Source organism: Vogesella perlucida, from assembly GCF_979366545.1.
Genome location: NZ_CEETRO010000007.1, coordinates 121243 through 136054 on the forward strand (window position 1 = coordinate 121243; position 14812 = coordinate 136054).

Consider the following 14812-nt stretch of genomic DNA (forward strand, 5'->3'; position numbering starts at 1 on the left):
CAAGACTAAGTGTCCTAATTTTTTTGGTGATGATTTAAGGCCGGCTTTGTCGAAATCGAAATAAAATAAGCGGCTGTTTTCCAGACAAATACAAGTCCAAATGCAAAACAAAGCCCAATTGGCACAGCATACTTTAGCGTAATATTACCAGCCATCCAAGTCGCGGCTACAAAAAATATGAGTGCAGCAAAGTGACTACACACAATCGGTCTATCAACACCAAGAGCATATAATGCGTAATGAGGCACCATACTTAACGCATTCAATATTATTGCGAGCAGCAACAACGGATATAAATCTATAGCTTCAATGTATACTGGATTCCCAATCCAGCGCAACAAGTATGGCAGTATAAACCAGCTCGCAATCCCAAACAAAACCGCCAGACATAAAGCCTGAAGAAAAAGTCGTTTCACTGCAGCTCGAACTTCAGAATATTCCCCACCCTGACTGAGCTGAATTAACCTTGTGTAAGAAAACGAAAATAACGCCGACTCAAGAAATACAAGTAGAGTACTAGCTATTCCATACAACAAAACATAAGCACCTACTGCCTCAATGCCAGCCAACCTTTCAACCCAGTAGCGATCAAAAGTTTGTATGCCTCGCAATGCAAGCGTTCCAATTAGAAAAGTCAAACTAAGTAGAACACCTTTTTTTACACAACCCCAATCTACTGGCAAGCTCCAACCCGCAATTGCTAGCGCTCTAAGTTTTAAAATTGCAAAACTGGCCGCAATCAGACCTGAAACAGCCCAGAGGCTCATAAGCAGATCCAAATTCCTCGCTCCAGAATTTAAAACCATTGCAGCTACCATAACTACCGACCACGCACCTTGACGAATGAACAGTATAACCGTAGAACTAATCGGCTTGGCGAGTGCGATTAGCAGACGGGTCATTTCTTGGTTAAAGTGCTCCAGCACCAGGATTGGAAAGAACCACCAAATTAAACCCGCAGGCCAACCCAACATAGGCAAATATATTACCGCAAGCGGAATAAAGGCCGCATACAAAGCAACAGATAGCAATGCTTGACCTTTTAACAGCCGACCTCGTTCTTCTGGATTTTTTTTGATAATTTCTCGTGACACATATATGTAGTAATCCAATCCAACAAAATAAAGCGCATAACTCACAGTAGCTGCAAAAATACCAAAATAGCCAACTTGAACTGGATCTATATATTTTGCCAAGAAAAAAATTAATGCAAACCTTGCAATCAGATTTATCGCCTGAAGAACCGAATTTAACAGGCGGTGAGCGTTAGTGGCCAACTGATCGCTCCATGTCAACGGATGCCTGCATCAGATCCGCATCAGGCCTAAGCGTTTCTATCTCAGCCTTTAGTGCTTCATACTCATCCATCTTTCGTTGTAAAAACCTATACGTAATGGCTGCTTTTCCTGCCATGCCAGTTGGGGAGAGTACATAGAAGTAGCCAAATTTGTTCTTAGAAGTGGCGCAGTTTTTCATCTTCACCATTCCCTTCGCCATTAACGCTTTCAGGCAGTAACTCAGCCCACCGACACTGATACCCAGCTTTTCGGCCAGTTCGCGCTGGGCAAGGCCTGGGCTTTGTTGCAGGATGCGCATCACCCTGAAGTAAGTATCTTCTTGGGGTTTGGCTTGGCGACTTGTCATAAACTTGACTAGCTTTCCATGTACTGTGTGGGCTTGAATGTGTTCTAGACACCCTACCACCATGCCATATCACGTCCAGCAAGCACTGTCGTGGTGAGTAATTTAGTAACGTTCTGTAAGAACTTGAACATTCTACCCAGTGCTCCGCTGTTCGGTCCACTCCGTCATAAAAAATAGTTTTCAGAAGTAAAAAGGTTCAGGTCTCTGCAACTTGCTGTTGCTGGACCACATCTTCCGTGCTAGCGGTGTTAACCAGGCTTACTGTAAAAATCAGTCGCAGACCAGACTACCCAAATCTCCAGATAGACTTATCTCATAAGGATGACCTTGTTACACAAATCTGTAATGACCCAGCCCTTTCTGCACAGGTCAGGCTACTAATTGTTATGCCATCGCCAGCGTCTTCATCCCCAAAGCCTGGTGCGAGCGCCGGTGGTTGTAGAACCCGATACAGTCGGCAATCACCCGGCTGACGTGCGCCAGACTTTCAAAGCGGTGTCGATGCGCGCACTGCTCTTTCAATGTACGAATCACCCGCTCCACCATGCCGTTCTGCTCCGACGTGTACGGCGTGATGAACTCTTGCTGCAAACCGTAGCTTTTCACCAGCGCGGTGTAGCTGCGGCTGGTAAATACCAAACCGTTGTCGCTGCGGAGCAGGAAGCGTTGCAACACCCAGTCCAGGCAGCCAAAGCGGTTGATCAGCGCGTGTTCCAGCGCCGATTCGACCGTTTTGGACTTGCCACTGCGTGACAGATCCCAGCCCAGCAATTCGCGGGTGCAGCAGTCGATCACCAGTGCCAAATGGCACCGGCCATCCTTGGCGGCCCAGATGCGGCACAGGTCTGTCGACCATCGTTAGTTGGGCTCTGCCGCCACCGATGGCAGGGCTTGGACACGGGGGCGGAAGCCGACCGGCCGTTTCTTCACCTGCCAGCCCTTGAGCTGGAAGAATGAGCTGCACGGTTTTTTTTTGTTCATGCCCAGCAGGCCTGCTACGGTGCGGTAGCCGAATGAAGAGCTCTCTTCAATCATCTCCTTGATCGGCTCGACCAGTTGCTACTGCAGCTTGGGGACGGCCTTTTGCGGGCGCGTAGCTCCAGCATGGCTTCGCCGTAGGCTTCCTGCAGTTCTTTGAGCTGCTTTTCGTACTGCTCGCGGATATCCATCGGCTTGGCACGCAGGGCGTTCTCCATGCCGCGCTTGGCCTCATCGACCCAGGTTTCGATCTCGGAGGGCGCCAGGTTGAAGGCGCGGGAAGCTTCGGCCACCGTGCTCTTGCCTTGAATGATCTCCATCACCAGCGCGGCTTTGCGCTTGGCGGCCCAGCGTTTGATGTCGTCTTCCATGGTCATACTCATCACATGCTCCTGTGTGAATTAGGACCTGTGCAGGTTTTTAGTGGGTCATTACAATGGTCTCTAAAACTTAGTGAAAATGAGGAGGGACACATCGATAGAACGCGGTAACTTAGAAATTAAATCCGATGTGAGATCCAACGCAAAAACCCCCAGCTATTTCTAGCTGGGGGTTTTAATATGGTGGCCAATCTCGGAATCGAACCAAGGACACACGGATTTTCAATCCGTTGCTCTACCAACTGAGCTAATTGGCCAGTCTGCTGACTGGTATGTTACCCGCAAGTTTTTTGGTGGCCAATCTCGGAATCGAACCAAGGACACACGGATTTTCAATCCGTTGCTCTACCAACTGAGCTAATTGGCCTTCTTGCTCAGCACTTGCGTGCTGCATCAGAGACACGCATTAAATCAAAAACCGCATAAGGCGTCAAGCCTTTTATGAAAAAACCGCCTTTTCGGCGGTTTCGGCTTGCTCTGTGAGACCAATCAGGTGGCATCCGGCTGTTTGGACGGGTGGGCGTCGGCAAAGGCGGGCAGGATTTCAAGGTTGGCCGCAAGGCGGCCCAGTAGCGGAAAAGCGGCCATATCTACTTGAAAACGCAGGGCATTGAATACCTGCGGTAGCAGGCAGGCATCAGCCAGAGTAATGCTATCGCCAAAGCAGTACTGCCCTGCACTGGCCGCCAGCTGCTGCTCCAGCGCGATAAAGCCCTCCTCCACCCAATGCTGGTACCAGGTGTTGCGTGTCGCCTCTTCCAACCCCAGCTCGATCTTGAGGTAATTCAGGATGCGCAGGTTGTTTACCGGATGGATGTCACAGGCGATTGCCTGAGCAACGGCACGGACGCGCGCACGCTGTACCGGGTCGGCTGGCAGCAGCTGCACGGTATCCGGGTAGGCTTCGTCCAGGTATTCGCAAATGGCTAGCGACTGGGTCAGCAGTACCTTGCCATCCTGCAACGCTGGCACCAGGCCTTGCGGGTTCAGCGCCAGAAAATCGGCACTGCGCTGCTCGGCCTTTACCAGGCTGACCGGGGCCTGCCGGTACGCCAGCCCTTTCAGGTTGAGGGCGATGCGTACGCGGTAGGCGGCAGAGGAGCGAAAGTAGCCGTACAGGGTGCGGCCAACGTTGGCCGCATCAGCCATGCTGCACCACGGTTTGCTCGATGGCGCCAAAGATGCTGTGGCCGGCGGCGTCTTTCATTTCAATACGCACGCTATCGCCCACTTTCATGAACGGTGTCACGGCTGCACCAGTATCGATGATCTCGATCATGCGCTGCTCGGCCAGGCAGCAGCTGCCTACACTGCGATCGTGGTTGGAGATGGTGCCAGAGCCAATGATGCTGCCCGCCACCAGCTCGCGGGTTTTGGATACATGGGCCACCAGTTGCGGAAAGTTGAACTGCATTTCCACACCAGCGTTCGGCTTGCCGTAGAAAGCGTCGTTGTAATCCACCAGCAGCGGCAGGTGGACTTTGCCGTCTTGCCAGGCGTCACCCAGCTCGTCCGGCGTGACAGCCACAGGCGAGAAGGCGGTAGCCGGCTTGCTCTGGAAGAAACCAAAGCCTTTGGCCAGCTCATTCGGGATGAGGTTGCGCAGGGTCACGTCGTTTACCAGCATCAGCAGGCGGATGTGCTTGGCGCACTCGGCCGCGTCGGCGCCCAGCGGCACGTCACCGGTTATCACCGCCACTTCGCCCTCAAAATCCAGGCCCCACGCAGCATCGCGCAGCGGGATACCGGCACGCGGTGGCAGGAAGGCGTCGGAGCCGCCCTGGTACATCAGCGGGTCGGTGTAAAAGCTGGCCGGCACCTCGGCACCACGCGCCTTGCGCACCAGCTCTACGTGGTTCAAGTAGGCAGAGCCGTCGGCCCACTGGTAGGCACGCGGCAGCGGGCTGTGGCAGCGCATCTGGTCGAAGGCGAATTCGCCAGCCACCTCGCCCTGGTTCAGCGCGGCATACACTTCTTGTAATTTTGGCTCGGCCTGCGCCCAGTTATCCAGTGCACCCTGCAGGTTGGCCGCAATTTGTGGCACGGCCACAGCGCGGGAGAGGTCGCGGCTAACGACCAGCAGCTGGCCGTCGCGGGTCTGGTTCTGATAGGTAGCGAGTTTCATGTGTGTGTCTCGTCTTGCAGTATCGATATGCGTTGGCCGCAGCATGAGCTGCGGCCAACCTTATATATAGCCGTTGACCGTACCGGCGGCGCCCGGCGTCCAACCCTTTGCCGCGATACGGTAGCGCAGGCTTAGTCGGCCTTCAGCACGCCGCGGCGGATCTGGTCTTCTTCGATGGATTCGAACAGTGCGCGGAAGTTACCTTCACCAAAGCCTTCGTTACCCTTGCGCTGGATAATTTCAAAGAAGATCGGGCCGATGACGGTTTCGGTAAAGATTTGCAGCAGGATACCTTCTACCGGCGCGCCGTCGATCAGAATGCTGTTTTTCTGCAGGCGGGCCAGGTCTTCGCCGTGGTTCGGTACGCGCTGGTCTACCTTGGCGTAGTAGGTGTCCGGCGTGTCCAGGAAGCGGGTACCACGTGCTTTCAGCGTTTCCACCGTTTCGTAGATATTGTCGGTGGTCAGCGCGATGTGCTGGATCCCTTCGCCGTTGTACTGGCGCAGGAATTCTTCGATCTGGCTCTTGTCGTCGGACGACTCGTTAATCGGGATGCGGATCTTGCCACACGGGCTGGTCATGGCCTTGGACACCAGGCCGGTGAGCTTGCCTTCGATATCGAAGTAGCGGATTTCCTTGAAGTTGGCGATGTTCTCGTAGAAGCCGCCCCACTTCTCCATATTGCCGCGCACCACGTTGTGGGTGAGGTGGTCGATGACTTTCAGGCCCACACCCGCCGGGTATTGCTCTACGCCGTCCAGCGGTACAAAGTCGATGTCGTAGATGTTCTTGTCGTGGCCGTAGCGGTCTACAAAGTAGAGCGCCGAACCGCCGATGCCTTCTACCGCCGGGATGTTCAGCTCCATGGCGCCAACCGGACGGTTGTACGGGGTAGCACCGTGAGCCAGTGCGTATTCGTAGGCTTTGGCGGCGTCTTGTACGCGCCAGGCCATGGCGCAGGCGGACGGGCCATGGGCATGGGCAAACTCGGCAGCGGGCTGGGTGCGCTCGGCGTTCAGGATGAAGTTGATATCGCCCTGGCGGAACAGGCTAACGTTTTTGCTGCGATGGCGGGCTACTTCGATAAAGCCCAGGGACAGAAACAGCGCTTTGAGCTTCTCTACGCCCTCGGCATCCGGGGCGGTGTATTCCACAAACTCGAAACCATCGGTAGCCAGCGGGTTCATCAGCTGATGTTCCATTTTCATCTCTCTCTCCTCTTGCGGCCTGTACGGCCTGCTTCTCTGTAGGGTATTGCAGCGACGTGCCAGTTACACGGGGTGGGCCAGGGCAGAGCGGGAGATAAAAATACAACACAGCACCATGCTGCTGGTCTGGCCAGCAGCGGGAAAATGCCCGAATTGTCTGCCTGAAGCCGGCTTTACGGGCCTCTGGCGTCTCCTCTTATTCACTCAGCCTGCGGTGATCTGCTGCCACCGTGTAAAATGTCTGGCTCAGGCGCTTTATTCTAAGTAAACTTGCTGGCAATTTTCTTGCGATATAGTGCCGAGAAAATAAAAAACATAAAACAATATTCCAGAGCAAACCCCAAATCAGGAGATAACATGCTTACGGCCAACCTGGACAAGACCGACATCAAAATGTTGGCAGCCCTGCAAGCCAATGGACGTCTGACCAACGTCGAACTTGCCGAGAAAGTTGCCCTGTCACCCTCCCCGTGCCTGCGCCGGCTGAAACAGCTGGAAGAATCTGGCGTGATCCGCCAATACGTTGCCCTGCTCGACCCGGCCAAACTAGGCTTGGGCTTGCAGGCTTTCGTACGCGTATCACTGGAAAAGCGCGGTGGCAGCGCGCATCTGACCGGCTTTATGGAAGCGGTACAACGCTGGCCAGAGGTAGTGAACTGCTACGCTATGACGGGCGAGATGGACTACCTGCTGCAGGTGTATTTTGAAGACCTGCAGCACTTTTCGCGCTTTGTCATGGACGAGCTGTTGCAGCAGCCCGGCGTAGAAGACGTGAAATCCAGCTTTGTACTGAAAGAGTTCAAGCAGACCACCTCGCTGCCCATCTATCACTTGGGCCAGTAAAACGCGCCCTGTTTGCCAAGGCAGCCTCCAGGCTGCCTTTTTCACGCCCGCCGCCCCCTGTTCAAGCCCCCTGCAACTGCCTATAGTTCACTAATACCCTCTTGGAATGCCACCTTTGAAACTTGCCAAACCGCTCATCCCGCAGTGGCTTATGCAGACGCTGCTCGCCGGCTGCCTCTTTTGCCTGCTGGTGGCGGGCATACGTTTCTACGTGGGCAGCCAGCTACAGCAACAGCTGCTGCAGCGCATACCGCAACAGGTACAAGAGCAATTCATGCCGCTCTTGGCACAAAGCGTCTGGGATGTGGACCCGGCCATGGAGAAAAGACTGCTGCAAGGCATACAGAGTCTGGATGGCGTGGCCGAGGTCAGCTTGTTGAATACCCGTGGCCAGGTACAGCTAACGTTGGCCACACCACTGCCGGCCAGCCACCGTATCGAGCTGCCGGTACAGTCGGCAGGCACAGGCGACCAGCCACTGGGCACCTTGCGCCTCAGCCTGTCGCTACGCAGCCTGGAGTACACCCTGTGGCGGGAAATCGCCCAGGCCATGGCCGAGCTGATGCTGGCCATACTGTTGCTGGCATGGCTGACCCGGCGCTATCTCCAGCAAAAGGTTCTGGCACCGCTAGCCGCCCTGGCCACCCGCTGGCAAAGCCCGGACGCGCACGAGCAGATCGTGGCACAAGACGAAATAGCCCACCTGGGACAGATACTGCAAGCACATGACAAGCACGCTGGCACACAGCTGAAACAGGCCAAGCAAACATGCTACGAGCTCACCCAGCAACGTGACCAACTATCGAGCCTGCTGGCCATGCGCACCGCCGAGCTGGAGCAGCTATCACGCTTTCACCAGATGGTCTCGGAAATGTCCAGCCGGCTGATCCAGCTGGACCACGCCGATATCGAGGGAGAAATTGCCATTGCCCTGTCGCGCATAGGCAACCTGCTGGAAGTAGACCGCTGCTACCTGTTCAAGGTGGCACCGTCACTGCGTATCCATCACACCCAGGAATGGTGCCGTGCCGGGGTACCCAGTACCGCGCAGCAGTATGAAAACTACCCGCTGCAAGAATCAGCCTGGTTTGTGCCGCAACTGATCAAGCAGCACTTGGTGGCGCTCAGCCAGCTGGAAGACATGCCACCAGAAGGGCATAACGAACGCATGCGCTTTGCCGCCCATGGCATCCAGAGCATTGCCGTCGTGACCCTGTCCTACCAGGGCCAGGTATTAGGGTTCTTTGGCTGCGACAGCGTGCTGCAAAAGCGGGACTGGCTGGATAAGGAGCTCACCCTGATGCGCCTGTTCAGCGAAATGCTGTGCCATACCCTGCTGCAGCGCCAATACCGGCAAGCGCACGACGTCACACGCCAGGCGCTGATGCTGGCACACGAAAAACTGGATGGCATGGTGAATATCGATGGCCTGACCGGGCTAGCCAACCGCAAGGTTTTCCGCCAGCAGCTGGCCAAACACTACTCGCAAAGCAAAGACGGCAGCCAGGCACTGTCCCTGCTTCTCATCAATATCGATGCTTTTACCGACTACAACGCCTGCTTTGGCCACCTGGAAGGTGACCAATGCCTGATACGCCTGGCGGCGCTCATGCAACAGCACGCCACCGGGCAGGCTGTCCTGGCCCGTTTGGGTGGGGACGAGTTTGGCCTGCTGCTGCCCGGGGCCGATACCGCAGCCGCTTACCGCCTGGCCGAGAACCTGCGGCAGGCCATCTGGCAGCTGGGCATACCGCATATCAGCTCCAGCGTATCCACCTGCGTGACCGCCAGCGTAGGGGTAGCCAGCCTGGACACGACACGGCACGATAGCGATGGCGCACTACAAGAAGAAGCTGCACAGTGCCTGTACCAGGCCAAACAGTTGGGGCGCAACCGCGTCATCAGTGCCAGCCATGGCCTGGGCCCTGCGGTATAGAAAAACCCCCGGTAGCCAGGCTACGGGGGGCTTCATCGGCACAGCCGGTGCTTACAGCCCCAGGCGTTGCCAGATAGTGGACACGGTACCGGCCTGGTTCAAGGTGTAAAAGTGCAGGCCGGGTGCGCCATTTGCCAGCAGGCGGTCGCATAGCTCGGTCACCACATCCAGGCCCAGCGCGCGAATGGACGCGCTGTCGTCCATATAGGCCTGCATGCGCAAGCGCAGCCAGCGCGGCACTTCGGCACCGCACATATCCGAGAAGCGGCACAGCTGGCCAAAGTTGGCGATTGGCATAATGCCCGGCACGATGGGGATATCCACGCCACGCGCCTGCGCCTCGTCCACAAAGCGGAAGTAGGCATCGGCATTAAAGAAATACTGCGTCATGGCCGAGTTGGCGCCGGCCTTTACCTTGCGGACAAAGTTGTTGATGTCGTCTTCTGCCGACTTGGCCTGCGGGTGGAATTCCGGATAGGCCGCCACTTCGATATGAAAATGGTCGCCGTGCTCTTCGCGGATAAAAGCCACCAGCTCGTTGGCGTAGCGGAATTCGCCCGCCTCCACCATGCCGGACGGCATATCACCACGCAGCGCCACGATATGACGGATGCCGTGGTTGCGATATTCGTTAAGGATCGCGCGGATATTGTCGCGGGTGGAGCCAATGCAGGACAGGTGCGGTGCTGCTGCGTAGCCTTCGTTGCGGATCTCCAGCACGGTGGACAGTGTACCGTCACGCGTGGTGCCACCGGCACCAAAGGTCACGGAGAAAAATTCGGGGTTGAACTGCGCCAGCTGCTGGCGCGTGGTGCGCAGCTTGGCCACGCCTTCCGGTGTGCGCGGCGGGAAAAACTCGAAACTGAAAGTACGGTTACGTTCTGTCATGGCGAACTCTAGCTAATAGTCTGTGATGAACCCTGGCTACCCGTGCCGGTCTGTCGCCGCTGACGGGGTGCGGCCAACGTTGGCCGCAAAAACGGGCAGGTCATTTTACTGCCCTGCCCGTTTCATACCGACATCAAATATCAATAACGATAGTGTGCCGGCTTATATGGGCCTTCTTTCGGCACGCTGATGTAGGCCGCTTGCTGATCGCTCAGCTCGGTCAGGCGGGCACCGATTCGCTCCAGGTGCAGACGGGCCACCATCTCGTCCAGATGTTTCGGCAGTACGTACACTTTGCTGTCGTATTTGCCCGGGTTGGCAAAGATCTCGATCTGCGCCAGCACCTGGTTGGTGAACGAGTTGGACATCACGAAGCTTGGGTGGCCGGTAGCGCAACCCAGGTTGACCAGGCGGCCTTCGGCCAGCAGGATGATGCGTTTGCCGTCCGGGAAGACAATGTGGTCTACCTGCGGCTTGATGTTGTCCCACTGGTACTGGCGCAGGCTGGCAACTTCGATTTCGCTGTCGAAGTGGCCGATGTTGCACACGATAGCGTTGTTGCGCATGCGGACCATGTGGTCGTGGGTGATCACACCCACGTTACCGGTGGTGGTAACAAAAATATCGGCTTGGTCGCAGACTTCGTCCATGCGTACCACGCGATAGCCTTCCATGGCGGCTTGCAGTGCGCAGATCGGGTCGATTTCGGTTACCCACACGGTGGCGCCCAGGCCACGCAGGCTTTGCGCGCAGCCCTTGCCCACGTCGCCGTATCCCAGTACCACGGCCACTTTACCGGCGATCATCACGTCGGTAGCGCGCTTGATGCCGTCTACCAGCGACTCGCGGCAGCCGTACAGGTTGTCGAACTTGGATTTGGTCACCGAGTCGTTCACGTTGAACGCCGGGAACGGCAGCGCGCCGTCTTTTTCCAGCTGGTACAGACGGTGTACGCCGGTGGTGGTTTCTTCGGTCACGCCCTGGATGTGCTGCAGGCGTTTGGAGTACCACTGCGGGTCGATGGCCAGGTAGCGCTTGATGGCGGCGTACAGGGCGATTTCTTCGTCGTTGGTAGGGTTAGCCACCACGCTGATGTCTTTCTCGGCCTTGCTGCCCAGCATCAGCAGCAGGGTGGCGTCGCCGCCGTCGTCCAGAATCATGTTGGCAGGCTGGTTTTCCGGCCATTCGAAAATCTTGTGGCTGAATTCCCAATACTCGTCCAGGCTCTCGCCCTTGAAGGCGAATACCGGGATCTCGGCAGCAGCGATGGCCGCAGCGGCGTGGTCTTGGGTGGAGAAGATATTGCACGAGGCCCAGCGTACGTCGGCACCCAGCGCAGTGAGGGTTTCAATCAGCACGGCGGTCTGTACGGTCATGTGCAGGCTACCGGCGATGCGCGCGCCGCGCAGCGGCTGTGCATCCTTGAACTGCTCGCGAATTGCCATCAGGCCCGGCATTTCGGTTTCGGCAATGTTCAGCTCTTTGCGGCCCCAGGCGGCCAGGTTGATATCGGCAACAACGTAGTCGTTGAAGTCAGCCATCGTGCAAATCCTTTATCACGAAGGCCGGGAGGGATGGCTCACCCGCGCATCCCGTGCCCGGCACGGGTTATTCCGGCGACCCGGTAGGGTGGCCGATGAACAAGCAGGTGAGCGCCGTTTTGAACTGTTCCGGGCCTGGGGCCTAGCCTCGCAGCGCTCCCCGGAATACCGACATTATGGCAGAAGATCGTTAAAAGGTTGGCCGCAATTCGCGCCAGAAAAGCAAAAAGCCCCTGGCGGGGCTTTTTGCTTCACAGGGCAGGCTTACAGGCCGGCAGCAGCGCGCAGCGCTTCTACCTTGTCGGTACGCTCCCAGGTGAATTCCGGCTCTTCGCGGCCAAAGTGGCCGTAAGCGGCAGTTTTGGCGTAGATCGGGCGCAGCAGGTCCAGCATCTGTACGATGCCTTTCGGGCGCAGGTCGAAGTGCTGTTTTACCAGCTCGACGATTTGCTCGTTCGGGATCACATTGGTACCAAAGGTGTCCACGGCGATGGAGGTAGGCTGCGCCACGCCAATGGCGTAGGACACCTGTACCTGGCACTGGCGCGCCAGACCGGCTGCTACGATGTTCTTGGCCACGTAGCGGCACGCGTAGGCAGCGGAGCGGTCCACCTTGGACGGGTCCTTGCCGGAGAACGCGCCACCGCCGTGCGGAGCGGCACCACCGTAGGTATCCACGATGATTTTACGGCCGGTCAGGCCGCAATCGCCTTGCGGGCCACCGATAACAAAGCGGCCGGTCGGGTTGATCAGGTATTTGGTTTCCGCGGTGAGCATCTCTGGCGGCAGTACCGGCTTGATGATCTGCTCGATCACGGCTTCACGCAGGGTGTCGTAGTCCACATCCGGGTGGTGCTGGGTAGACAGCACCACGGTGTCGATACGCTTTGGCAGGCCGGTAGCGGTATCGTACACGCAGGTGATCTGGCTCTTGGCATCCGGGCGCAGCCACGGCAGGCGGCCATCTTTACGCAGCTCGGCCTGGCGCTGTACCAGACGGTGGGCGTAGTAGATGGGGAACGGCATCAGGGTCGGGGTTTCGTCGCACGCGTAGCCGAACATCAGGCCTTGGTCGCCCGCGCCTTGCTCCAGGTCCAGGCCCTGGCCTTCGTTCACGCCCTGGGCAATGTCCGGCGACTGCTTGTCGTAGCACACCATCACGGCGCAACCGTTGTAATCGAAGCCCATTTCGGAGCTGTCGTAGCCGATGCGCTTGATGGTTTCACGCGCGATCTTGATGTAGTCCACGTTGGCCGTGGTGGTAATTTCGCCGGCCAGTACGGCCAGACCGGTGTTCACCAGCGTCTCGGCCGCTACGCGGGCGTATTTGTCCTGGGTCAGGATGGCGTCCAGAATCGCATCGGAAATCTGGTCCGCTACTTTGTCCGGGTGACCTTCCGAGACCGATTCAGAGGTAAAGAGATATTCGCTCATTGTCTTCGTTCCAGATAATGGCCAGTGAGTTAAGGTAAAATAGCGCGTTTCGTTAGCGTACAAGCCCATGACCCGACTCGCACGTTTCATACTGCAGGCACTCGCGTCCCTGCCACTGCCTGTGTTGCACGCCTTGGGCAGCCTGCTCGGGCGAATGCTTTATTATGCGTCACCTCGTGTGCGCTCGCGCATACGCGAGAACCTCGACACGAGTAAAATCGCTGGAAGTTATCAGCTTTATCAAGCCCTCGTCAAACAGTCTGCCGCAGAAACCGGTAAAGGCATGCTGGAGTTATCGATAGCCTGGTGTCGTGAACCGGCTTACATGATATCGCTGGTCAAGCAATGCCATGGCTGGGAGCACGTCGAGACAGCGTTGGCCGCAGGCAAGGGGCTGATATTTGTTACGCCGCATCTGGGCAGCTACGATATTGCCGGCCGCTACCTCAGCTCACGCCTGCCCTTCCCGCTGACTGCCATGTACAAGCCTTCCAAGCTGGCCTGGCTGGAACCCATCATGAATGAAGGCCGGGCGCGGGGTAGTGCCAAAACCGCCCCCGCTACCGGTGCCGGCGTGCGTTTGTTGATGAAAGCACTGAAATCCGGCGAAGCCACCATCATCCTGCCCGACCAGGTGCCCGGCAGTGGCGAAGGTGTCTGGGCGCCATTTTTTGGTCGTCAGGCTTTCACCATGAGTTTGCTGCCCCGCCTGGCGCAGATGCAGGACGTGGCCGTGCTGTGGTTTACCGGCGAACGCCTGCCTGATGGCCAGGGTTTTGCCGTGCACATTCAGCCACAAAGCGTGCCGTTTACCGGCGACAAGCAGCAGGATGGTGCCATCCTGAACGCCGAAGTAGAAAACCTGATCCGCCGCTGGCCTGCCCAGTACCTGTGGAGCTACAACCGCTACAAGCGCCCTGCTGGCGCCCCTGCACCCGATTCCGAATGAAAGCTGTCTGATGAAACTAGCCCTGGCCCTGTTGTGGCTGATTCACCTACTCCCCCTGCGCCTTATTCATGCACTGGCCTGGTTGCTGGGCCAGCTGGCCTACGCCCTGGCCAAAGAACGCCGCCGCGTGGGGCTGATCAACCTGCGTCTGTGCTTCCCGGACATGAGCCCGGCCCAGCGACGCACCCTGATACGTGCCCACTTTGTGGAAATGATGAAGCTGGTACTGGAGTACGGCGTGGTGTGGTGGTCATCGCCAGACCGGCTGCGCAATCTGGTGGAAATACGTGGTCTGGAACACCTTACCCGCCTGCGGGATGCTGGTGAGGACGTGATTCTGTTCTACCCCCACTTTGTTGCCTTCGAGATGTGCGCTTATCGCCTGAACCTGGAAGTGCCACTGGTGAGCGTGTACGCACACCAGAAAAACAAAACACTGGATGAGCAGTTCTACAAAGGCCGTAACCGCTTCAATAACGCCTACATCGTGTCGCGCCAGGAAAGCCTGCGCAGCATCATCAAGGCTATGCGCAAAGACCACACACCCTTTCTGTACCTGCCCGACCAGGACTTTGGCGCACGCGACTCGGTATTCGTGAAGTTCTTTAACACCGACGCCGCCACCATTACCGGCCTGTCGCGCATTGCCGGCCTGGCGCGTGCCAAGGTAGTGCCAGCCATTGCCCGCCGCGAAGGTAGCCGCTTTGTGCTGGACATCTACCCGGCGTGGGAAAACTACCCTACCGATGATGTGGTAGCCGATACTCGCCGGATGAATGCTTTCCTTGAGGACCGCATCCGCGAGACACCCGCACAGTACTTCTGGCTGCATAAGCGCTTCAAGAGCCGCCCGCAAGGCGAGGCCCGCTTTTACTAAGCACCTTCC

Annotated in this window: 13 protein-coding genes, 2 tRNA genes, 1 pseudogene and 1 riboswitch; of the genes and pseudogenes, 4 read left to right on the top strand and 12 right to left on the bottom strand. The window is 57.1% G+C overall.

Translation table 11 applies throughout. From position 1 onward, the window contains the following. Positions 1–14 precede the first annotated feature (14 nt). From ACZ9XP_RS11815 to hppD, 9 genes and pseudogenes are all read right to left on the bottom strand, one after another. Positions 15–1277 (bottom strand): MATE family efflux transporter, encoded by a 1263-nt coding sequence (locus tag ACZ9XP_RS11815; protein ID WP_147688349.1) that lies wholly within the window; start codon positions 1275–1277, stop codon positions 15–17. Continuing rightward, positions 1267–1644 (bottom strand): MarR family EPS-associated transcriptional regulator, encoded by a 378-nt coding sequence (locus ACZ9XP_RS11820; protein WP_147688350.1) that lies wholly within the window; start codon positions 1642–1644, stop codon positions 1267–1269. The genes ACZ9XP_RS11815 and ACZ9XP_RS11820 overlap by 11 nt, the downstream gene beginning before the upstream one ends. A 384-nt stretch (positions 1645–2028) precedes the next feature. Further along, positions 2029–2490 (bottom strand): annotated as a pseudogene (locus ACZ9XP_RS11825) (transposase); the annotation flags it as partial. A gap of 185 nt (positions 2491–2675) precedes the next feature. After that, positions 2676–3005: a DUF1153 domain-containing protein gene (locus ACZ9XP_RS11830; RefSeq protein WP_147688351.1), complete on the bottom strand. Its 330-nt coding sequence runs from the start codon at positions 3003–3005 to the stop codon at positions 2676–2678. Positions 3006–3183: 178 nt separating this feature from the next. Continuing rightward, a tRNA-Phe gene (locus ACZ9XP_RS11835) sits at positions 3184–3259 on the bottom strand. A gap of 34 nt (positions 3260–3293) precedes the next feature. Continuing rightward, a tRNA-Phe gene (locus tag ACZ9XP_RS11840) sits at positions 3294–3369 on the bottom strand. 122 nt (positions 3370–3491) lie between these two features. Continuing rightward, on the bottom strand, positions 3492–4151 hold the full coding sequence (gene maiA / locus ACZ9XP_RS11845; RefSeq protein WP_147688998.1) for a maleylacetoacetate isomerase: 660 nt from the start codon (positions 4149–4151) through the stop codon (positions 3492–3494). Beyond that, complete coding sequence (locus ACZ9XP_RS11850; protein ID WP_147688999.1) at positions 4144–5127, bottom strand: fumarylacetoacetate hydrolase family protein; 984 nt, start codon at positions 5125–5127, stop codon at positions 4144–4146. Before ACZ9XP_RS11850 ends, maiA begins: the two co-directional genes overlap by 8 nt. A 131-nt stretch (positions 5128–5258) precedes the next feature. Beyond that, complete coding sequence (gene hppD / locus ACZ9XP_RS11855) at positions 5259–6335, bottom strand: 4-hydroxyphenylpyruvate dioxygenase (protein WP_147689000.1); 1077 nt, start codon at positions 6333–6335, stop codon at positions 5259–5261. A 357-nt stretch (positions 6336–6692) separates the two neighbouring features. Here hppD and ACZ9XP_RS11860 point away from each other — a divergent pair, with 357 nt between their 5' ends. Both ACZ9XP_RS11860 and ACZ9XP_RS11865 read left to right on the top strand, forming a co-directional pair. Then, complete coding sequence (locus ACZ9XP_RS11860; protein WP_147689001.1) at positions 6693–7178, top strand: Lrp/AsnC family transcriptional regulator; 486 nt, start codon at positions 6693–6695, stop codon at positions 7176–7178. A gap of 151 nt (positions 7179–7329) precedes the next feature. Beyond that, positions 7330–9114, top strand: coding sequence for a sensor domain-containing diguanylate cyclase (locus ACZ9XP_RS11865; protein WP_465188500.1), 1785 nt, complete (start codon positions 7330–7332; stop codon positions 9112–9114). A gap of 51 nt (positions 9115–9165) precedes the next feature. Here ACZ9XP_RS11865 and metF read toward each other — a convergent pair whose 3' ends face one another. The 3 genes from metF to metK all read right to left on the bottom strand — a co-directional run bounded on the left by metF (position 9166) and on the right by metK (position 12977). After that, positions 9166–10002 carry a methylenetetrahydrofolate reductase [NAD(P)H] gene (gene metF, locus ACZ9XP_RS11870; protein WP_147689003.1) on the bottom strand — a complete coding sequence of 279 codons (837 nt, stop codon included), beginning with the start codon at positions 10000–10002 and terminating at the stop codon, positions 9166–9168. Positions 10003–10142: 140 nt separating this feature from the next. Then, positions 10143–11543, bottom strand: coding sequence for an adenosylhomocysteinase (ahcY, locus tag ACZ9XP_RS11875; RefSeq protein ID WP_147689004.1), 1401 nt, complete (start codon positions 11541–11543; stop codon positions 10143–10145). A gap of 102 nt (positions 11544–11645) precedes the next feature. Further along, positions 11646–11711: riboswitch (S-adenosyl-L-homocysteine riboswitch) on the bottom strand. Between the two features lie 96 nt (positions 11712–11807). Next, on the bottom strand, positions 11808–12977 hold the full coding sequence (metK, locus tag ACZ9XP_RS11880) for a methionine adenosyltransferase (protein WP_017509614.1): 1170 nt from the start codon (positions 12975–12977) through the stop codon (positions 11808–11810). Positions 12978–13044: 67 nt separating this feature from the next. Between metK and ACZ9XP_RS11885 the strand changes: the two genes are divergently transcribed. Both ACZ9XP_RS11885 and ACZ9XP_RS11890 read left to right on the top strand, forming a co-directional pair. Next, positions 13045–13926 carry a lysophospholipid acyltransferase family protein gene (locus tag ACZ9XP_RS11885; protein ID WP_465188501.1) on the top strand — a complete coding sequence of 294 codons (882 nt, stop codon included), beginning with the start codon at positions 13045–13047 and terminating at the stop codon, positions 13924–13926. A gap of 10 nt (positions 13927–13936) precedes the next feature. Continuing rightward, positions 13937–14803 (top strand): lipid A biosynthesis lauroyl acyltransferase, encoded by an 867-nt coding sequence (locus ACZ9XP_RS11890; protein WP_147689006.1) that lies wholly within the window; start codon positions 13937–13939, stop codon positions 14801–14803. The last annotated feature ends 9 nt before the right edge of the window (positions 14804–14812 follow it).